Raw genomic sequence first — 18,204 nt, forward strand, 5'->3', positions numbered from 1 at the left:
AAGGGCGACCTCAGGCGAAGCTCTTGGAGAAGGTGTCGAGCGCCTTCACCAGCTTCTCGGTGGTCTCCTTGGAGAGCTCCTTCGAGGTGCGGATCGTGTCCAGGATGTCCTGGTGCTGGGAGCGCATGGCAAGCAGGAGGCCCTGCTCGTACTCGCGCACCTTCGACACCGGCAGAGCATCCAGGTAGCCATTGGTACCGGCGTAGATCACCACCACCTGCTCCTCCACCTTGAGGGGAGAGAACTGGCTCTGCTTCAGCAGCTCGGTGAGGCGCGCGCCGCGGTTCAGCAGCTTCTGGGTCGAAGCGTCGAGGTCCGAGCCGAACTGGGCGAAGGCCGCGAGCTCACGATACTGGGCGAGCTCGCCCTTGATCTTGCCCGCCACCTGCTTCATCGCCTTGATCTGCGCGGAAGATCCCACGCGGGACACCGAGAGGCCGACGTTCACCGCCGGGCGGATGCCCTGGTAGAACAGGTCGGACTCCAGGAAGATCTGGCCGTCAGTGATGGAGATGACATTGGTCGGGATATAGGCCGACACGTCGTTCGCCTGGGTCTCGATGACCGGAAGGGCGGTCAGCGAGCCGGCGCCGTTGGCGTCATTGAGCTTGGCGGCGCGCTCCAGCAGGCGGGAGTGCAAGTAGAACACGTCGCCGGGATAGGCTTCGCGGCCCGGCGGGCGGCGCAGCAGCAGCGACATCTGACGATACGCGACAGCCTGCTTGGACAGGTCGTCGTGGATGATCAGGGCATGCATGCCGTTGTCGCGGAAGAACTCGCCCATGGCGGTGCCGGCGAAGGGCGCCAGGAACTGCATCGGGGCAGCGTCGGAGGCGGTGGCGGCGACGACGATGGAGTATTCCAGCGCGCCCTGCTCTTCCAGCACCTTCACGAACTGCGCGACGGTGGAGCGCTTCTGGCCCACCGCGACGTACACGCAGTATAGCTTCGCCTTCTCGTCCGTGCCCTGGTTGATGGGCTTCTGGTTGAGGATGGCGTCGAGCGCCACGGCGGTCTTGCCGGTCTGGCGGTCGCCGATGATGAGCTCGCGCTGGCCGCGGCCGATGGGGATCAGCGCGTCGATGGCCTTCAGGCCCGTCTGCATGGGCTCATGCACGGACTTGCGCGGGATGATGCCGGGGGCCTTCACGTCCACGCGGCGGCGCTCGGTGGCCTCGATGGGCCCCTTGCCGTCGATGGGATTGCCCAGCGCGTCCACCACGCGGCCCAGCAGACCCTTGCCGACCGGCACGTCCACGATGGCGCCGGTGCGCTTGACGGTCTGGCCTTCCTTGATCTCGCGGTCGGAACCGAAGATCACGATGCCCACATTGTCGATTTCGAGGTTCAGCGCCATGCCGCGCGTGCCGTTCTCGAACTCGACCATCTCGCCGGCCTGGACATTGTCGAGGCCATAGACGCGCGCGATACCGTCACCAACGGAGAGAACCTGACCGACCTCGGAGACTTCCGCCTCCTGGCCGAAATTCTGGATCTGCTCCTTGAGGATCGCGGTGATTTCAGCGGCTCGAATGTCCATCAGCGAACCTCTTTCATCGAATGCCGAATAGAATTGAGTTTGGTCTTCAGCGAAGCATCAACCATGCGGGAGCCGAGCTGGACGATGAGGCCTCCAAGGATGGAGGGGTCGACGGTCACGTCGAGGCCCACGTCCTTGCCGGTCTTTTCAACGAGCGCCTGCTTCAGCGCGGCCGTGTGGCTTTCGCTGAGGGGCTCGGCCACCGTCACCTGCGCGGTGACTTCGCCGCGCTTGGCGGCGACGAGGGCAAGATAGGACTTGATGATCGCCGGCAGCGCGAACAGGCGGCGGTTCTGCGCCACCAGCTTCACGAAGTTGGCGGCCAGCCCGGAAATGCCGAGGGCGCCAAGGACGGCCGCCACGGCCTTCTCCTGCTCTTCAGCCGAGAAGACGGGGCTCTTCACGAGGCGCGCGAAATCCGCGCTCTCGCTGATCACCGCCGTCAGCTTGTCCATGTCCGCCTTTACGGCGTCGATGGACCCAGCCTCGTCGGCCAGTTCGAACAGTGCGGTCGCATAGCGCCCCGCCATGCCTGACACGATCGTTTCCGCCACCCGCGCCTCTCTTGGGTCATGTCCCTGGGCGCGAACCGCGCCAAGAGCTGAAACCCTTGATCTGTTGGGATTATCATTGCCCAAATCCCGGACCGCGGACGAGGCCGCTCCCAGGAGTTGCGGGTTGCCTAACACAGGCTTTGCGAAGCGGCAACACGACCGGGTTCCCGCCCAAGCGCCGCATTGCCGCACCGGCCTGCCGCGGACGCGCGCAAGAGGTCACCTTGGGGCAGACGCAGACGGAGCGCCGCCGGTATCGGGTGAGCGTCCCAGCCTCAGGCGAGGCCGAGAAACTGTTGAAGTTCCACGGTTTTCGGAGATCCAAACACCTCGTCCGGCGGGCCGATCTCATGGACGCGGCCCTGGTGCATGAAGACGACGCGGTCGCAGACCTCGCGGGCGAAGCGCATTTCGTGGGTCACCATCAACAGGGTCATCCCCTCCCCCGCCAGCTTGCCCACCACCTGGAGCACCTCGTTCACCAGCTCCGGATCGAGGGCGGAGGTGATTTCATCGCACAAGAGCGCCAGGGGTTTCATGGCGAGCGCGCGGGCGATGGCGACGCGCTGCTGCTGCCCGCCGGAGAGTTCGTCCGGATAGGCATCAAACTTGTGGCCAAGGCCCACCTGCTCCAGCCGCGCCCGTGCTTCTTCCTCAGCTTCCTTGGCCGGCACCTTCTTCACCACCATGGGCGAGAGCATGACGTTCCGCCCGGCGGTGAGGTGCGGGAACAGGTTGAACTGCTGGAAGATCATGCCGACCTTCAGCCGCAGCGCCCGCAAATGCACTTCGTCGGGAGCAAGCTGCGCGCCGGCCACCAGGATGGACCCGTCATCGATGGTCTCGAGGCCGTTGATGCAGCGCAGCAGCGTCGACTTTCCCGAGCCGCTCTTGCCGATGATGGCGATCACCTCGCCGGGCGCCACGTCCAGATTGATTCCCTTCAAGACCTCGTTGTCGCCGAAGCGCTTGCGGACCTCAGTGATTGCGATGAGCGACATTCAGCTTCCTTTCCAGAAGCTGGCTGCTCTTCGAGAGAGGCCAGCACAGCGCGAAGTACATGAGGGCCGCGAATCCGTAGACCACGAAGGGCTGGAAGGTGGCGTTGGTGATCATGGTGGAGGCCTTGGAGAGCTCCACGAAGCCGATGATGGAGGTGAGCGCCGTGGCTTTCACCACCTGCACCGAGAAGCCAACCGTGGGCGGCACGGCGATGCGCAGCGCCTGGGGCAGCACCACGTGGCGCATCTGCTCGAAATAGCCCATGGCGAGGCTGGAGGACGCCTCCCACTGGCCCTTGGGAATCGCTTCCACGCAGCCGCGCCAGATCTCGGCAAGGAAGGCGCCGGTCCACAGCGTCAGCGTAACGCCTGCGGCAAGCCAGGGCGGCACGTTGAGGCCCAGGAGCGAGAGGCCGAAGAAGAACAGAAACAGCTGCATCAGCAGCGGCGTGCCCTGGAACAGCTCGATATAGACGGCCGCCAGCCGGCGCGCGGCCACGTTCTTCGAGGTGCGGGCGAACAGCGCGACCAGGCCCACCACCCCGCCGCCGAAGAAGGCGACCAGCGAGAGGATGACCGTCCACTCGGCCGCATAAAGGAGGTTGCGGACGATGTCCCAGGTGGTGAAGGGGGTCATCGTGCGGCCCTCCGGCGGGGGAAGATGGCGGTTCCCAGCAGGCGCATGAGCTGCCGCAACGCCAGCGCCAGCACGAGATAGAGCAGCGTCGCGACGATATAGGCCTCGAACGCCCGGAAGTTGCGGGACTGGATGAAGTTGGCGGCGAAGGTGATGTCCTCCACCGCGATCTGCGAGCAAACCGCCGAGCCGAACATGACGATGACGATCTGCGAGGAAAGCGCCGGCCAGATGCGCTGGAGCGCCGGTGCCAGCACCACGTAGCGGAAGGTCTGGAACCGCGACATGGCAAGACTTGAGCCGGCTTCAAATTGTCCGCGCGGGGTCGCCTCGATGCCGGCGCGGATGATCTCGGCGGCATAGGCGCCGAGATTGACCACCATGGCGAGGATGGCCGCCTGCATCTCCGTGAGGGAGACGCCGATGGACGGCAGGCCGAAGAAGATGAAGAACAATTGGATCAGGAAGGGCGTGTTGCGGATCAACTCCACATAGAGCGACACCAGAGGCCGCAGCAGCTTCGGCCCCTGCGTGCGCACCCAGGCGCAGGCGATGCCGAGAGCCACGCCAAGCGTGCCGCCCACCGCGATCAGCTCCACCGTGATGGCGACGCCCTTGGCGAAGACGGGCGCATATTCCGCCAGCGCGCCGAAATCGAGGCTATAGGCCATGCTTGGTTCGGTCCCCCTGCCCTGCCGCGCATCAAACGCGCAACGACACCGCTCGTGATTCCCTCTCCCGCTTGCGGGGGAGGGCTAGGGAGGGGGAAAGGTGCAGTCCGAGTGGTTGCAGACGCCGCTCTGCTTGACATGCCCCCTCCCCACCCCTCCCCCGCAAGCGGGAGAGGGAGCTCTCTTGGTTTTCACATGTCCGCTGGCAGCGGCGCGCCGAGCCATTTCTGGGAGATGGCGTTGAGAGCGCCGTCGCTCTTCGCCGCCGTCAGGATCGAATCGACCTTCGCCAGGAGCTTGGGCTCGTCCTTGTTGAGGCCGACGAAGCAGGGCGAATTCTTGATGAGGAACTTCACCTCCGGCTTCTTCGGCGGGTTGCGCGCGAGGATGGCGGCGGCCACCACATTGCCGGTGGCGATGGCCTTCACCTGGCCGGAAAGGAAGGCGGAGATGGTGGAGTTGTTGTCCTCGTAGCGCTTGATGTCGGTATTGGCGGGCGCAATCTTCGCGAGCTCCAGATCCTCCACCGAGCCGCGGGTGACGCCCACCGTCATGCCGGCGAGGTCTTCCACCTTCGTCACCTTCAGGTCCGCCGGACCGAACACGCCATTGAAGAAGGGCGCGTAGGCAACGGAGAAGTCGATCACCTTCTCGCGCTCGGCATTCTTGCCGAGGGAGGAGATGACGAGGTCCACCTTCTTGGTCTGGAGATAGGGGATGCGGTTCGCCGAAGACACCGGCACCAGTTCCGCCTTCACCCCGAGCTTGGCGGCGATGAGGTTCGCGATGTCGATGTCGTAGCCCACCGGCTTGAGATCCGGACCTACGGAGCCGAAGGGCGGGAAATCCTGCGGCACGGCCACCTTGATGACGCCGGCCTTCATAATGTCGTCCAGCGCGTCCGCCTGCGCGGCGAGCGGGAGAGCCGCCATGGCGAGCGCAAGGCCGCCGGCGAAGAGAGAGCGACGGGTGAAGGACATGGGGGAACGCTCCAGACGCGAGGTTTCCCACCAGGATCAGCAAGAGGTGTGCCATGGGCAGATGCGGGATGTGGTGTCGGTCCCCGCGCATGCGATGAGCAGGGCTGTCGCCCCGGAAGGGCACCGCGCCTAAAAAAACAGCAATGAGAGGGATGCCTCCAACCCTCGTCATCCCCGGACTTGATCCTGGGATCTCCTGGGAATCCTGGTGCGCCCGGTCCTTAAAGAGATGCCCGGGTCACGCCCGGGCATGACGGCTGGTGGGTGGGACGTCGGACACGGGTCCTCCCAGAAGCAGCCGTCCAAAAACAAAAGGCCCCGCCGGGTCTCCCCGGCAGGGCCTTGGAACTTGGAACTTACGCCGCTCAGTTGGCGACGCTGGTCTTGTTCGGGTTCGGCGGGAAGGCCGCGTTCTTCTGAACGCCTTCCAGCAGGTCCACCGCCATCTTGAGCTGGGTATCGTCCTTCGGATCGGCCGGGACGTAGGAGGGCGAGCCCGCCTGCTCGTCGTCGCCATTCTTCAGGTGGCCCTTCAGGGACGCCTCGCCGCGAGTGGTGTCGCCGCCGGCCGCCGCGATCTTGGCCTTCTGCTCGTCGGGCATGTCCTGGATGAGGACGATGTCCGGCTCGATGCCCTTGGCCTGGATGGAGCGGCCCGACGGCGTGTAGTAGCGCGCGGTGGTCAGGCGCAGGGCGCCGTTCCCGCCCAGCGGGATGATGGTCTGCACCGAGCCCTTGCCGAATGAGCGCGAGCCAAGGATGGTCGCGCGCTTGTGGTCCTGCAGCGCGCCGGCCACGATCTCGGACGCCGAGGCCGAGCCGCCATTGGTCAGCACGATGATCGGCCGGCCCTTGGTGAGGTCACCGCCCCGCGCGTTGAAGCGCTGGGTCTCGTCCGCATTGCGGCCGCGGGTGGAGACGATCTCGCCGCGCTCCAGGAAGGCGTCGGAGACCGCGATGGCCTGGTCGAGCAGGCCACCGGGATTGTTGCGCAGGTCGATGATGTAGCCCTTGATCTTGTCCGGGCCGATCTGCGCCGTGACGTCCTCGACCGCCTTCTTCAGGTTGTCGTAGGTCTGCTCGTTGAACGAGGTGACGCGGATATAGCCCACATCGCCGTTCTCGATGCGCGAGCGCACGGCGCGGATGCGGATGGTGTCGCGCACCACCTTGATCTCGATGGGCTTCTCGGCGCCCTTGCGGACGATGGTGAGCGTGATGGGGGTGTTGACGCCCCCGCGCATCTTCTCCACCGCCTGGTTCAGGGTCATGCCCTGCACCTGGTCGTTGTCGAGCTTGGTGATGATGTCGCCGGCCTGCACGCCGGCCTTGGCGGCCGGGGTGTCGTCGATGGGAGCGATGACCTTCACGAGGCCGTCTTCCATCGTCACCTCGATGCCGAGGCCGCCGAACTCGCCGCGGGTCTGCACCTGCATGTCGCGGAAGCTCTTCGCGTCCATGTAGGAGGAGTGGGGATCAAGCCCGGCAAGCATGCCGTTGATGGCCGATTCCACCAGCTTCGCGTCGTCCGGCTTCTCCACATAGTCCGAGCGCACCCGCTCGAACACGTCGCCGAACAGATTCAACTGTCGGTAGGTGTCAGAGGACGCGGCCTCGGCCGCCATGCCCGACAGGATACTCGGCTGGACAGCGGCCACAGTCGCCAAGGCACCGGCCGCGACGCCGAAGAGAAAAAGAGACGTACGACGCATCATCCGCGCACCTTCTGACTGTCCGTTGCCGCCCACCATGGGGCGGGATCGATTGAAACTCCGTCCTTGCGGAATTCCACATACAATTGAGGCTGCCCCGAGGCCGCGTTAACCACGCGCGGCCCGTTACCCATCACCGCCACCGGCTCGCCCGTGAGAACGAACTGGCCAAGATCCACGGTGATGCGGTCCATGCCTGCCATCAGGACATGGTATCCGCCGCCGGCATTGATGATCAAGAGTTGCCCGTAGCTTCGGAACGGCCCGGCATAGACCACCCAGCCGTCACACGGCGCCGCCACCTGGGCACCGGCGCGGGTTGCGATGGTGAGGCCCTTCTCGGCCCCGCCGAGGCCGTCCGAAGCACCGAAGTCCTTGAGCCGAACACCCGCAACTGGCAGTGGCAGCAAGCCTTTAGCCTCGGTGAAGGGCATGGCGGGGGCGATGCGACCCGGGTTCTGGAGCGCGGCCATCGTCGTCTTTGCCGGCTCGGGCGTGGCCGCACCAGGCTGAGGCTGGGCCTTCGCGGCATCGGCGGCGCGCGCGGCGGGGGCCACTTCGGTCTCAAGCCGGGTCACGAGATCGTGCACGTCGCCGGTGGCCTTCGCCACCGTCTCGGCCTGGGCTTTGTCGCCCGCCTGGGTGGGATTCGTCTCCGCCTGCCGGCGCTGACGTTCCGTCACCAGGGCCGCGATGCGGGTACGGTCCTCGTCGAGGGACCGGCGCAGCGTGGTCAAACGTTCGCGAGCGGAGGAGAGCTCGCTGCGCACCCGGGCGAGTTCCCCGAGGTCGGCGGCCAGAGTCTCCGCTTCCACCCGCATTTCCGGAAGGATTGCGCCCAGCAGAATGGCCGAGCGCACGGCATCCAGTGCATCGTCGGGACGCATCAGGAGGGCCGGCGGCGGATTGCGGCCCAGCCGCACCAGCGCTGCCAGCACCTCGGCCAGCACCGCCCGGCGCTGCACCAGGGAGGCGCGGATCTGCGAGCCGGCCTTGTCCAGCTCGGTCATCCGCCCTTCCACCTCGATGAGCTGCTGCTCCACGTCGCGGATGCGGCTGGTGGTGTCCACGAGGAACTGCGCCAGCTTACCGCGGTCACCCTGGGCCGCCTCAAGATCGGCGCGAAGCTTGGCCTGAAGCGCCTCATTGCGGCTCACATCGCCGCGCAGCGCGTCCGTGTCCACATTGGGCATAGTGCGGGGGGCGCCCGCCGACGGGGGGCGCGGCATCGGCACAGGCGCCTGCGCGAGCGCGCTCCCACCTGCGAGCGCACAGGCGAGCACCAAGGCGCTGAAGAACGGGCCGATGCGAAGAACCATGAATGGAAACTAAAGCCGCGTGGTTGAGCAGACGTAAACCATGCTGCACCCGCGCCCGCCAGTCTCAAAGCCATTCCGCTGGCTCCCCGGCGGCGCCTGTGACATCACGACCCAAAGGGCAGAAAAACGGGAGGACGGCATGGCGGAGACGGCAGTACTCATCACTGGCGCCACGAAAGGCATCGGGCTCGCCACGGCCCAGCGGCTGGCGGACCAGGGCGCGGCGGTGGTCGGCCTCGCGCGGAATGTGGACGGCATCGATTTTCCCGGCACGCTTTTGGCGTGCGACCTTGCCGATACCGGCGATACCGCCCGGGTCCTGGCCGAGGTAGAGGCGCGATTCGCCATCGACCGCATCGTCAACAATGTCGGCATCGTCACGCCCCAGCCGCTGGAGCAGCTGGAGCTCACGACGCTGGAGGCCGTGTTCGATCTCAATGTCCGTGCCGCCGTGCAGGTCACGCAGGCGTTTCTTGCCGGAATGAAGGCGCGCCGCACCGGGCGCATCGTGAACGTGGTGAGCCGCGCCATCCATGGCGGCTACAACCGCACCGCCTATTCCGCCGCCAAGAGCGCGCTGGTCGGCTGCACCCGGAGCTGGGCCTTGGAGCTGGCCGGTTTCGGCATCACCTCCAATGCGGTAGCCCCCGGCCCCATCGAGACCGAGCTGATGCGGCGCTCCCGCCCGCCGGGCAGCGAGGCGGAACGCAGCACGCTCGCCTCCGTGCCCATGGCGCGGTTCGGCCAGCCTGAGGAAGTGGCGGCCGTCATTTGCTTCCTCCTGTCGGAGGAGGCCGGCTTCGTCACGGGGCAGGTGCTGGGGGTGGATGGCGGGGCGAGCCTCGGCGGCAGGTAGAGGGCTCAGGCGCGGTGATAGGGGTGGCCCGAGAGAATCGTCGTCGCCCGGTAAATCTGCTCGGCCAGCATGACGCGCACGAGCTGGTGCGGAAATGTGGCGGCTCCATAGGAGATGGTCAAATCGGCGCGGACGCGCACCATGTCCGAAAGGCCGTCGGCACCGCCGATCACGAGGCCGAAGGCACCCGCCCCGGCATCCCGCTCGCCGCCGATCCGCGCGGCGAAGTCCTCGCTGGACAGGCTGCGTCCCCGCGGATCGAGCACACCGAGCCGCGCACCGGCCGGCAGCGCGCCGATCAGGGCGCCGGCCTCTTCGGCCATGCGGTCTTCCGCGCGGCGGGCGGATGATTCGGAAAATTCGACCACCTCGAAGCCGCTGAGGCCGAGCGAACGGCCACCAGCCTTGGCGCGATCGAGATAGCGCGCCACGAGGTCGCGTTCAGCCCCGGCCTTCATGCGGCCGATACAGGCGATCAGGATGCGCACGGCGCGCCTCAGCACTGGATGGGCGCGCCCTCGCAGATCAGGCCCGGGCGGTGCCCGACCACATCTTCTCGATATTGTAGAAGCTGCGGACTTCGGGCTGGAAGACGTGAACGATCACGTCGTTCGCGTCGATGAGCACCCAATCGCAGGCGGGCTGGCCTTCCACCCGCACCTGCTTGATGCCGGCCGCCTTGAGCCCCTCGATGAGGTGCTCGGCGATGGCGCCCACATGCCGCTGAGAGCGGCCGGAGGCAACCACCATATAGTCGGCGATGGAGGTCTTCCCGCGCAGATCGATGGAGACGATGTCGTCCGACTTGTCGTCGTCCAGGCGTGCGAGAACCAAGGCGAGGATCTCCTCGGCGTCAAGTTGCGCTTGGGAGACCGGTGCGGGAGCCATGGGTGTGGCAGCCGCCAGGGAAGCCGATGTGGACAGGGGTCCGGATCCTCTCGCTTGTTTATCAGCAGCCCAGGAACCAGCGACGCCGCCCCTGAGGCCGCACCCTTAGAATGGGGCCAAACCGGGCAAATATCAAGGCGCCTTAACCAAACCGCGCCGTTAGGCCGCCTCCCGCGCCCGCTGCGCGGCGCGGATGCCGGTGGAGGACATGGCGGATTTCAACCCGTGCAGGAACACCCAGGCGGGCGGGTCGAGGGTCGGCAGGATGGCGGCGTCACTCTCGTCGATTCGATAGCGTCCGAGCGCTTTCGCCGCCAGCGAGGCGGTGGCGCCGAGGCTGTCGCCCATGCGATCCACCACCGCGATGGGGACCCTTTCGGCCAACGCGCGCCAGCGCTGCCAGCGGTGGAAATGGGATAGATTGTCGGCGCCCATGATCCAGACGAAGCGCACATAGGGCATGCGCTCGGTGAGCAGCGCCACGGTCTCGTAGCTGTAGCGGGTGCCAAGCGCCGCCTCGGCCCCTGTCACGTCGATCAGCGGGTGGTGGGCGACCGTCTCGGCATAGGCGACGCGCGCCGCCAGGGTCGGCAGGTGGCGATTATCCTTCAAGGGATTGCCCGGCGTCACCAGCCACCACACCCGGTCGAGACCCAGCCGCTTCAGCGCGAGAAGGCTCGCCGCGCGGTGCGCCTCATGGGCGGGATTGAAGCTGCCACCGAACAGGCCGATGCGCATACCGCGCGAAACCGGCGGCAGGCGCAGGACGGCTTGCTCACTTAACGCCACGGCCCCCTCCCCCGCCATCTCAGGTCACGGACGGGTCTGGCCGGAGCCGTGGACACGGTATTTGAAAGTGGTGAGTTGCTCCGCCCCCACCGGCCCGCGCGCATGCATGCGCCCGGTGGCGATGCCGATCTCGGCGCCGAAGCCGAATTCCCCGCCATCGGCGAACTGGGTGGAGGCATTGTGCAGCACGATGGCCGAATCCACCTCGGTGAGGAAGCGCTGCGCGGCGCCCTCATCCCGTGTGATGATGGAATCGGTGTGGTGCGAGCCGTGGCCCTCGATATGGGCGATGGCCTCATCGAGGCCGTCCACCACCTTCGCGGAGATGATGGCGTCCTCATATTCGGTGTCCCAGTCCTCGGGCTTTGCCGGCACGACGCGGGTGTCCACGGCCTGGGTGGCGTCATCGCCGCGCACCTCGCAGCCCGCGTCCAGCAGCATCGTCACCAGCGGCGCCAGCATCTCGCCGGCGACGGCGCGGTCCACCAGAAGAGTTTCAGCGGCGCCGCAGATGCCGGTGCGGCGCATCTTGGCGTTGAGCAGCACGGTCTTGGCCATGGCGAGATCCGCCGCCGCATGCACATAGACATGCACGATGCCGTCGAGATGGGCGAAGACCGGCACCCGCGCCTCCGCCTGCACGCGGCCCACCAGTCCCTTGCCGCCGCGCGGCACGATCACGTCCAGATTGCCGTTGAGCCCCGCCAGCATGGCGCCCACGGCAGCGCGATCCGCGAACGGCACGAACTGCACCGCATCCGCCGGCAGGCCGGCCTCCACGAGGCCGGAGACGAAGGCGGCATGGATGGCGCCGGAGGACAGGAGGCTGTCCGACCCGCCGCGCAGGACCACCGCATTGCCGGCCCGCACGCACAAGGCCGCCGCATCGGCAGTCACGTTCGGGCGGCTCTCATAGATCACACCGATGACGCCGAGCGGCGTGCGCACGCGCTCGATCAGCAGGCCGTTGGGCCGCGTCCAGCTCTCGGTGACGGCCCCGACCGGGTCCGCAAGGCCCGCCACCATGTCCACCCCGGCCGCGATGCCCTCGATGCGCTTCTCGTCCAAAGCGAGGCGGTCGAGAAACGCCGTGCTCATGCCGTCGGCGCGGGCGCGGGCGAGGTCTTCATCATTGGCGGCGAGGATGGCGGGCGCGGCGGCGCGGATGGCGGCAGCGGCAGCCTTGAGCGCCTGCGTCTTCATATCAGCGCTTGCGAGGCCCAGGGAGCGGGATGCGGCGCGGGCGCGGCGGCCCAATTCGACCATATAGCCGGCCACATCCGCAGGCGCAGCCGGCGGCGTGGTGCGCTCGACGAGGGCGGCAGCACGGGCGGCAGTGGACTGGGACATGGCACAACTCTCTTGAACACGGCCGGGCATCGGCTCTTGAGCCACCTTTACCACCCCATGCCCCAGCGGGACAGCGGGCGACGGGTGGAACCTTATATGGGGCGCTATTTGGCGCCCACCACCATGTCGTCGCGATGGACCATCTCGGCGCGGCCCGACACGCCGAGGATATTCTCGATCTCGGTCGTGCCGCGGCCGACGATGCGCTCCGCATGGTCGCTGTCATAGGCGACGAGCCCGCGCCCCACCTCGGCCCCGTCCGGGCCGCGCAGCAACACCGCATCGCCGCGCTCGAACAGGCCCTCGACACGGGTGACGCCCGCCGGCAGCAGGCTCGCCCCGCGCCGCAGCGCCGCCACGGCCCCGGCATCGAGATGCAGCACGCCCCGCGGCTCCAGCGCTCCGCCGATCCACGCCTTGCGGGCGCGGGCGGGGGTGGCGCCGGTGAGGAACCACGTGCAGCGCCCGCCCTCCTGGATGGCGCGCAGGGGATTCTTCCCGTGGCCGGAGGCGATGACCATGTGGGTGCCGGCGGAGGTGGCGATCTTGCCCGCCTCGATCTTGGTGCGCATGCCGCCGCGCGACAGTTCCGAGCCGGCGGCCCCCGCCATGCCCTCGATCTCGGCGGTGATGCGCGGCACCACGGGAATGTGCTTCGCTTCCGGGTCTTGCGCCGGCGGGGCGGTGTAGAGCCCGTCAATGTCCGAGAGCAGCACCAGGAGGTCCGCGCTCGCCATGGTGGCGACGCGGGCGGCGAGGCGGTCATTGTCGCCGTAGCGGATCTCCGAGGTCGCGACCGTGTCGTTCTCATTGATCACCGGCACGGCGCGATAATCCATCAGCCGCGCCAAAGTGGAGCGGGCATTGAGGTATCGGCGGCGCTCCTCGGTATCGCCCAGCGTCAGGAGGATCTGGCCGGCGGTGATTTCCTCGTGCGCCAGTGCCTCCGCCCAGGTGCGGGCGAGCGCGATCTGCCCCACGGCGGCGGCGGCCTGGCTGTCCTCCAGCTTGAGCGGGCCCTTCGGCAGCGAGAGCACGGTGCGCCCGAGTGCGATGGCGCCGGACGAGACCACCATGATCTCCTTCCCCTGCCGGTGCAGCGCGCCGATATCCTCCGCCAGCGAGGTCAGCCAGGCGAGGCGCACCTTCCCGCGCGCGGAATCCACGAGGAGCGCGGAGCCCACCTTGATGACGATGCGGCGGAAATCGGCGAGGGCGGGGGTTCGGGCAGTCACGGCTGGGCTTTTTCAGTGAAGCGGGGCCGTCTCGATACTCCAAGAGGGGCGTCAGGAACAGATGGCCTCAGACGAAAGCCGGCCTGATGTCGGTCTGCGCGAAGTCGTTGCCCTTGAAGAGGAGCGGCACATCGTGGGCCTTGGCGACCGCGTAGGACATGCAGTCTCCGAAATTGAGCCGGGCCGCGTGACGGCCCTTGCCGAACCGATCGAAGGCATCGGCGGCGAGGCGATACATGGGAAGCGTGAAGTCCACGCAGCGGATCGAGGGCCTGCTCAGCAGGGCCTCTAGAAACGCATCCGCGTATGCTCCCAGACGCGGAGTCAGCACCAGCTTGATCTCCAGCACGGTGGGCGCAGCAACATAAGCACGTCGGGCACCAATGATTTCCGTGAAAGCCTCTGCCTCGGGCTCGCCGAGTGCGATGGCGACGATCGCCGAGGTATCCAGCGCGATCAAATGGGCAGCCCATTCTCGTCGTACATGTCGCTGTGATCGGAGGTCGCGCCGGGAACCGCATGCTTTGCCGCCTCGCGAGAAAGCCGCCGCAACGCTTCGATCTCCGCCTTCTGCTCGCGCGTCAGCTCTTCATCGGTCGGGACAGGCGGCGCATCCTGGTCAAGACGGCGCAGGGCCCGCACCACCACCTCCGTGGTGGTGACGCCATGCCGCTTCGCCAGCCGCTTGGCGGTTTCCACCGCCTCGTCGCTGCGGATGTTCAGTTGGCGGGCCATGGTGCTAGCTCCTTTACGAAGATGCTAGCATATTTCCCTCAAGGCCGCCATTCCGGCCGGGGTTTGGCCTCGATCTCCGCGGCGCGCGCTGCCTGCACGATATCGAGCAGCATGCGCAGCGCCTCCTGCACCCCCTGCCCCGATTGGGCGGAGAGCAGCAGCGGCTTCTTCTTCGCGGCGCGCTGGAGCCGCTCCTTCTGCTGCTTCAGCAGTTCCGGCGACAGGGCATCGACCTTGGAGAGCGCCACGATCTCCGGCTTGTCCTCAAGGTCGTGCCCATAGGCGGCCAGTTCCGCCCGCACGGTCTTGTAGGCTTTGCCCGCATGCTCGGACGTGCCGTCCACCAGATGCAGCAGGGCGCCGCAGCGGACGATATGGGCGAGGAAGCGGTCACCGATGCCGGCGCCCTCGTGCGCGCCCTCGATCAGGCCGGGAATGTCCGCCAGCACAAATTCGCGGTCGTCCACCCGCACCACGCCGAGGCCGGGGTGGAGCGTGGTGAAGGGATAGTCCGCAATCTTCGGCTTTGCCGCCGTGGTGGCGGCGAGGAACGTGCTCTTGCCCGCATTGGGCAGGCCCACGAGGCCGGCATCGGCGATCAGCTTCAGGCGCAGCCAGATCCACTTCTCCTTGCCCTCAAGGCCGGGATTGGCGCGGCGCGGGGCTTGGTTGGTGGAGGTCTTGAACTGGGCGTTGCCGAAACCGCCGTTTCCGCCTTCCAGCAATTTGATGCGCTGGCCCGCCTCGGTGAGGTCGGCGAGCACGGTCTCTTCATCCTCGTCGAGGATCTCCGTGCCGGCCGGCACCTTCAGCACGACGTCGGAGCCGCGCGCGCCGGTGCGGTTGGCGCCCATGCCGTGCTCGCCCTTCTTGGCCTTGAAATGCTGCTGGTAGCGATAGTCGATCAGGGTGTTGAGCCCGTCCACGCACTCGATCCAGACATCGCCCCCGCGCCCGCCATCGCCACCATTGGGGCCGCCGAACTCGATGAACTTCTCGCGCCGGAACGAGACGCACCCCGCGCCCCCATCGCCGGAGCGCACATAGACCTTGGCTTGATCGAGGAATTTCATGGCCTGGAGGTAGACGTGGCGACGCAGGAAGGCAAGGCCGAGCTGCTTCTCCTCACGCCTCCAGAAGCGCCGCGATCTTCAGGACCGTGTTCCAGTTGCGCCCGGTCCCGCGCAATCCCGCCATCTTGCCCGAAAGCGCATTGCCCAGTTTCGAGCGGCCGATCCCATTGGGAAGCGAGGCGAAGAGGGCGTGGCCCACCGCCTTCAACTCCTCCCCGTCGACGGCGAGCGCCTGGAGCTTCTCCAGCACCTTCGCCTCGGCCGGCGCCTTCAGCACCAGCATGATGAAGCCGCTGGGCGCTGCTTCCGCTGCGGCGGTCATGGGATTGGATTTGATCAGCTTTCCCCAGGTTCCGGCATCGTGCACGAACACCTCGGTCTCAAGGCCGAAGCGCTCGGAGACCGCTCCGGCGATGCGCGTCTCCAGCGCGGCATTGCCCGCCCCGCCCGCCTCGAACAGCACATTTCCCGATTGCAGCAGCGTGGAAACATCCGCGAGATCGAGCGCTTCCAACGCATGGCGCAGCTCCGCCATGGAAACCATGGTCTTTCCACCCACGTTCACGCCGCGCAGAAGTGCCACCCGCTTGCTCATGGGCCGAAATATCTCCAACACACTTGGCGCCGTCCAGCCCCTTTGACCTTTCGAGCGCCTTGGACCAAAAGAGGAACATGAGCCCGCGCACCGTCGACGTCCTGCTGCCTCTCGGCCTCGACACGCCCTATTCCTACGCCGTCCCCGACGGGCTGGAGCTTCAGCCCGGCGACCTCGTGCATGTGCCGCTCGGCACCAAGGGAATGGTCGGCTGCGTGTGGCCGGGCGCGGCCAACGGCAAGGCGGTGGACACCGCCAAGATCAAGAGCGTCAAGGCGCTGTTGGATTATGAGCGCCTGCCGGCGGACCTCTTAAAGCTCATCGACTGGATGGCAGACTATACCCTCGCGCCCCGAGGGATGGTGTTGCGCATGGCGCTGCGCCACGGGGAAAGCCCGGGCGTCGCGCGCGAACGGGTGGGCGTACGCGCCACCGGAAAGGTGCCCGGCCGCATGACCGCCGCGCGCCACAAGCTCATGGACCTTCTGGCGGACGGGTTCGTGCGCGGCAAGGGCGACGCGGCGCGGGAGGCGGGGGTCTCCCCTTCCGTGGTGGACGGCCTCGTGGATGACGGCGCGCTGGAAACCATCGTGCTTCCGCCGGAGCCGGCGGCGGAACTCCCCGACCCCACCCATGCCGCGCCGAACCTGTCGTCAATCCAAGAGGCAGCTGCCGCCGCTTTGCGCGCCGCCGTGGAGGCCCGCGCCTTTTCCGTCCATCTGCTGGATGGCGTGACCGGCTCCGGCAAGACAGAGGTCTATTTCGAGGCGGTGGCGGAGGCGCTGAAGCAGGGCCGGCAATCGCTCATTCTCCTGCCGGAAATCGCCCTCACCCAGGCCTTCCTCGACCGCTTTACCAAACGCTTCGGCGTGAAGCCGGCGGAATGGCATTCAGGCGTCTCCACGCGCCGCCGCGCCCGCATCCTTCAGGGCGTCGCCACGGGCGAGGTCAAGGTGGTGGCCGGCGCCCGCTCGGCCCTGTTCCTGCCGTTCCGCGATCTCGCTCTCACCATTGTCGATGAGGAGCACGACCCAGCCTATAAGCAGGACGAAGGCGTCGCCTACCATGCCCGCGACATGGCGGTGGTGCGCGCCCGGCTTGCAGGTGCGCCCATCGTTCTGGCCTCCGCGACCCCTTCCATCGAGACCGAAGTGAATGCGCGGCGCGAGCGCTACCGGCGGCTGGCTTTGCCCGAGCGGTTCGGCGGCGCCAAGGTGCCGGGGCTTGCTCCCATCGACCTGCGCAAAGAAGGCCCGCCGCGCGGACGCTGGATCGCGCCGCGCCTGGAAGCCGAGATCAACGAGACCCTGTCCGGCGGCGGGCAGGCACTCCTGTTCCTGAACCGGCGGGGCTATGCGCCCCTCACCCTCTGCCGCTCCTGCGGGCATCGCATGCGCTGCCCCTCCTGTTCCGCCTGGCTGGTGGAGCATCGCTTCCGCCGCCGCCTCGCCTGTCACCATTGCGGCTATCAGGCGCCGGTGCCGGAGACCTGCCCGAGCTGCGAGGCCAAGGACAGCCTCATCCCCTGCGGCCCCGGCGTCGAGCGGCTTCAGGAGGAGGTGCAGGCGCTGTTCCCGGAGGCGCGCAGCCTCGTCCTCTCCAGCGACCTCACCGGCGGCGTCGAGCGCATGCGGGCGGAGCTGGAGGCGGTGGCGCGCGGCGAGGTGGATGTGGTGGTGGGCACCCAATTGGTGGCCAAGGGCCACAATTTCCCCGGCCTCGCCCTCGTGGGCGTGGTGGATGCCGATGTGGGCCTCGGCCAGGGCGACCCGCGCGCCGCCGAACGCACGTTCCAGCTCGTCCATCAGGTCGCCGGGCGCGCGGGACGTGGCGCTGCGGAAGGGCGCGGCTTCATCCAGACCCATATGCCGGAGCACCCGGTGATGACAGCTCTGGTAAAAGGCGACCGCGCCGCCTTCTATGAAAGCGAGATCGCGGCGCGTCAGGAGGCGCACCTGCCGCCCTTCGGCCGAATGGCGAGCCTCGTTGTCTCCGCCACCGACGCACATGCCGCCGAGGCCCATGCCCGGCGCCTTGCCGCCTGCGCACCCATCACGAAGGATGTGCGCGTGCTGGGCCCCGCCGAGGCGCCGCTCGCCGTGCTGCGCGGGCGCCATCGCTGGCGGCTCCTGGCGCGCGCGCCGCGCAACTTCGACCTGTCCGCCTATCTGCGCGCCTGGCGCGCCGTGGCGCCGAAGGTCACGGGCAACACGCGCGTCGCCATCGATGTGGACCCGCTGAGCTTCCTGTGACCACTGCGCCGCTTCCA

Annotated in this window: 19 protein-coding genes; 2 read left to right on the forward strand and 17 right to left on the reverse strand. The window is 67.5% G+C overall.

Features of this window, described 5'->3' with window-relative positions; all coding sequences use genetic code 11:
* Window positions 1-10: 10 nt before the first annotated feature.
* The 8 genes from atpA to ABLE91_RS17980 all read right to left on the reverse strand — a co-directional run bounded on the left by atpA (window position 11) and on the right by ABLE91_RS17980 (window position 8,414).
* Entirely contained in the window at window positions 11-1,540 is a 1,530-nt protein-coding gene (gene atpA / locus ABLE91_RS17945) for a F0F1 ATP synthase subunit alpha (protein WP_348932875.1), read from the reverse strand.
* Window positions 1,540-2,094: a F0F1 ATP synthase subunit delta gene (locus ABLE91_RS17950; RefSeq protein ID WP_348932877.1), complete on the reverse strand. Its 555-nt coding sequence runs from the start codon at window positions 2,092-2,094 to the stop codon at window positions 1,540-1,542. The genes atpA and ABLE91_RS17950 overlap by 1 nt, the downstream gene beginning before the upstream one ends.
* A gap of 275 nt (window positions 2,095-2,369) precedes the next feature.
* A complete protein-coding gene (locus ABLE91_RS17955) occupies window positions 2,370-3,095 on the reverse strand; it encodes an amino acid ABC transporter ATP-binding protein (protein ID WP_348932879.1) in 726 nt (241 codons plus the stop codon).
* Window positions 3,073-3,732, reverse strand: a complete 660-nt coding sequence (locus ABLE91_RS17960) for an amino acid ABC transporter permease (RefSeq protein WP_348932881.1) — start codon at window positions 3,730-3,732, stop codon at window positions 3,073-3,075. Before ABLE91_RS17960 ends, ABLE91_RS17955 begins: the two co-directional genes overlap by 23 nt.
* Entirely contained in the window at window positions 3,729-4,403 is a 675-nt protein-coding gene (locus ABLE91_RS17965; protein ID WP_348932884.1) for an amino acid ABC transporter permease, read from the reverse strand. Before ABLE91_RS17965 ends, ABLE91_RS17960 begins: the two co-directional genes overlap by 4 nt.
* 191 nt (window positions 4,404-4,594) lie before the next feature.
* Window positions 4,595-5,383 (reverse strand): transporter substrate-binding domain-containing protein, encoded by a 789-nt coding sequence (locus tag ABLE91_RS17970; protein WP_510181966.1) that lies wholly within the window; start codon window positions 5,381-5,383, stop codon window positions 4,595-4,597.
* Between the two features lie 365 nt (window positions 5,384-5,748).
* Entirely contained in the window at window positions 5,749-7,098 is a 1,350-nt protein-coding gene (locus ABLE91_RS17975) for a S41 family peptidase (protein ID WP_348932886.1), read from the reverse strand.
* On the reverse strand, window positions 7,095-8,414 hold the full coding sequence (locus ABLE91_RS17980) for a murein hydrolase activator EnvC family protein (protein WP_348932889.1): 1,320 nt from the start codon (window positions 8,412-8,414) through the stop codon (window positions 7,095-7,097). The genes ABLE91_RS17975 and ABLE91_RS17980 overlap by 4 nt, the downstream gene beginning before the upstream one ends.
* Before the next feature lie 139 nt (window positions 8,415-8,553).
* Here ABLE91_RS17980 and ABLE91_RS17985 point away from each other — a divergent pair, with 139 nt between their 5' ends.
* Window positions 8,554-9,270, forward strand: coding sequence for an SDR family oxidoreductase (locus ABLE91_RS17985; protein ID WP_348932892.1), 717 nt, complete (start codon window positions 8,554-8,556; stop codon window positions 9,268-9,270).
* Window positions 9,271-9,275: 5 nt separating this feature from the next.
* Here the strand turns inward: ABLE91_RS17985 and rlmH are convergent, their stop codons facing one another.
* The 9 genes from rlmH to ABLE91_RS18030 form a co-directional block, all read right to left on the reverse strand.
* The gene (gene rlmH / locus ABLE91_RS17990) at window positions 9,276-9,758 is read right to left on the reverse strand and encodes a 23S rRNA (pseudouridine(1915)-N(3))-methyltransferase RlmH (protein ID WP_348932894.1); all 483 of its coding nucleotides are present in this window, start codon (window positions 9,756-9,758) and stop codon (window positions 9,276-9,278) included.
* A gap of 37 nt (window positions 9,759-9,795) precedes the next feature.
* A complete protein-coding gene (gene rsfS, locus ABLE91_RS17995) occupies window positions 9,796-10,158 on the reverse strand; it encodes a ribosome silencing factor (protein WP_348932898.1) in 363 nt (120 codons plus the stop codon).
* A gap of 159 nt (window positions 10,159-10,317) precedes the next feature.
* Window positions 10,318-10,965, reverse strand: coding sequence for a nicotinate-nucleotide adenylyltransferase (locus ABLE91_RS18000; protein WP_510181967.1), 648 nt, complete (start codon window positions 10,963-10,965; stop codon window positions 10,318-10,320).
* Between the two features lie 6 nt (window positions 10,966-10,971).
* Window positions 10,972-12,213 (reverse strand): glutamate-5-semialdehyde dehydrogenase, encoded by a 1,242-nt coding sequence (locus tag ABLE91_RS18005; RefSeq protein ID WP_348933033.1) that lies wholly within the window; start codon window positions 12,211-12,213, stop codon window positions 10,972-10,974.
* Between the two features lie 188 nt (window positions 12,214-12,401).
* Window positions 12,402-13,532 carry a glutamate 5-kinase gene (gene proB, locus ABLE91_RS18010; protein WP_348932901.1) on the reverse strand — a complete coding sequence of 377 codons (1,131 nt, stop codon included), beginning with the start codon at window positions 13,530-13,532 and terminating at the stop codon, window positions 12,402-12,404.
* A gap of 67 nt (window positions 13,533-13,599) precedes the next feature.
* The gene (locus ABLE91_RS18015) at window positions 13,600-13,992 is read right to left on the reverse strand and encodes a type II toxin-antitoxin system VapC family toxin (protein ID WP_348932902.1); all 393 of its coding nucleotides are present in this window, start codon (window positions 13,990-13,992) and stop codon (window positions 13,600-13,602) included.
* Window positions 13,989-14,267 carry a type II toxin-antitoxin system VapB family antitoxin gene (locus ABLE91_RS18020; protein WP_348932904.1) on the reverse strand — a complete coding sequence of 93 codons (279 nt, stop codon included), beginning with the start codon at window positions 14,265-14,267 and terminating at the stop codon, window positions 13,989-13,991. Before ABLE91_RS18020 ends, ABLE91_RS18015 begins: the two co-directional genes overlap by 4 nt.
* Before the next feature lie 38 nt (window positions 14,268-14,305).
* Entirely contained in the window at window positions 14,306-15,340 is a 1,035-nt protein-coding gene (gene obgE, locus ABLE91_RS18025; RefSeq protein ID WP_348932905.1) for a GTPase ObgE, read from the reverse strand.
* A 52-nt stretch (window positions 15,341-15,392) separates the two neighbouring features.
* Window positions 15,393-15,935 carry a DUF1697 domain-containing protein gene (locus ABLE91_RS18030; protein WP_348932908.1) on the reverse strand — a complete coding sequence of 181 codons (543 nt, stop codon included), beginning with the start codon at window positions 15,933-15,935 and terminating at the stop codon, window positions 15,393-15,395.
* 77 nt (window positions 15,936-16,012) lie between these two features.
* On the opposite strand from ABLE91_RS18030, the gene ABLE91_RS18035 reads away from it, so the two are divergent.
* Window positions 16,013-18,187 carry a primosomal protein N' gene (locus tag ABLE91_RS18035; protein WP_348932910.1) on the forward strand — a complete coding sequence of 725 codons (2,175 nt, stop codon included), beginning with the start codon at window positions 16,013-16,015 and terminating at the stop codon, window positions 18,185-18,187.
* Window positions 18,188-18,204 lie beyond the last annotated feature (17 nt).

This window comes from Aquabacter albus (genome assembly GCF_040049275.1).
Lineage (GTDB): Bacteria > Pseudomonadota > Alphaproteobacteria > Rhizobiales > Xanthobacteraceae > Aquabacter.

What these genes read in the sequence shown, in the direction of transcription:
- atpA (WP_348932875.1), bottom strand. Translation starts at nt 1,540, where the DNA reads ATGGACATTCGAGCCGCTGAAATCACCGCGATCCTCAAGGAGCAGATC.
- ABLE91_RS17955 (WP_348932879.1), bottom strand. Translation starts at nt 3,095, where the DNA reads ATGTCGCTCATCGCAATCACTGAGGTCCGCAAGCGCTTCGGCGACAAC.
- ABLE91_RS17960 (WP_348932881.1), bottom strand. Translation starts at nt 3,732, where the DNA reads ATGACCCCCTTCACCACCTGGGACATCGTCCGCAACCTCCTTTATGCG.
- ABLE91_RS17965 (WP_348932884.1), bottom strand. Translation starts at nt 4,403, where the DNA reads ATGGCCTATAGCCTCGATTTCGGCGCGCTGGCGGAATATGCGCCCGTC.
- ABLE91_RS17970 (WP_510181966.1), bottom strand. Translation starts at nt 5,383, where the DNA reads ATGTCCTTCACCCGTCGCTCTCTCTTCGCCGGCGGCCTTGCGCTCGCC.
- ABLE91_RS17975 (WP_348932886.1), bottom strand. Translation starts at nt 7,098, where the DNA reads ATGATGCGTCGTACGTCTCTTTTTCTCTTCGGCGTCGCGGCCGGTGCC.
- ABLE91_RS17980 (WP_348932889.1), bottom strand. Translation starts at nt 8,414, where the DNA reads ATGGTTCTTCGCATCGGCCCGTTCTTCAGCGCCTTGGTGCTCGCCTGT.
- ABLE91_RS17985 (WP_348932892.1), top strand. Translation starts at nt 8,554, where the DNA reads ATGGCGGAGACGGCAGTACTCATCACTGGCGCCACGAAAGGCATCGGG.
- rsfS (WP_348932898.1), bottom strand. Translation starts at nt 10,158, where the DNA reads ATGGCTCCCGCACCGGTCTCCCAAGCGCAACTTGACGCCGAGGAGATC.
- ABLE91_RS18000 (WP_510181967.1), bottom strand. Translation starts at nt 10,965, where the DNA reads ATGGCGGGGGAGGGGGCCGTGGCGTTAAGTGAGCAAGCCGTCCTGCGC.
- ABLE91_RS18005 (WP_348933033.1), bottom strand. Translation starts at nt 12,213, where the DNA reads ATGGTCGAATTGGGCCGCCGCGCCCGCGCCGCATCCCGCTCCCTGGGC.
- ABLE91_RS18020 (WP_348932904.1), bottom strand. Translation starts at nt 14,267, where the DNA reads ATGGCCCGCCAACTGAACATCCGCAGCGACGAGGCGGTGGAAACCGCC.
- obgE (WP_348932905.1), bottom strand. Translation starts at nt 15,340, where the DNA reads ATGAAATTCCTCGATCAAGCCAAGGTCTATGTGCGCTCCGGCGATGGG.
- ABLE91_RS18030 (WP_348932908.1), bottom strand. Translation starts at nt 15,935, where the DNA reads ATGAGCAAGCGGGTGGCACTTCTGCGCGGCGTGAACGTGGGTGGAAAG.
- ABLE91_RS18035 (WP_348932910.1), top strand. Translation starts at nt 16,013, where the DNA reads ATGAGCCCGCGCACCGTCGACGTCCTGCTGCCTCTCGGCCTCGACACG.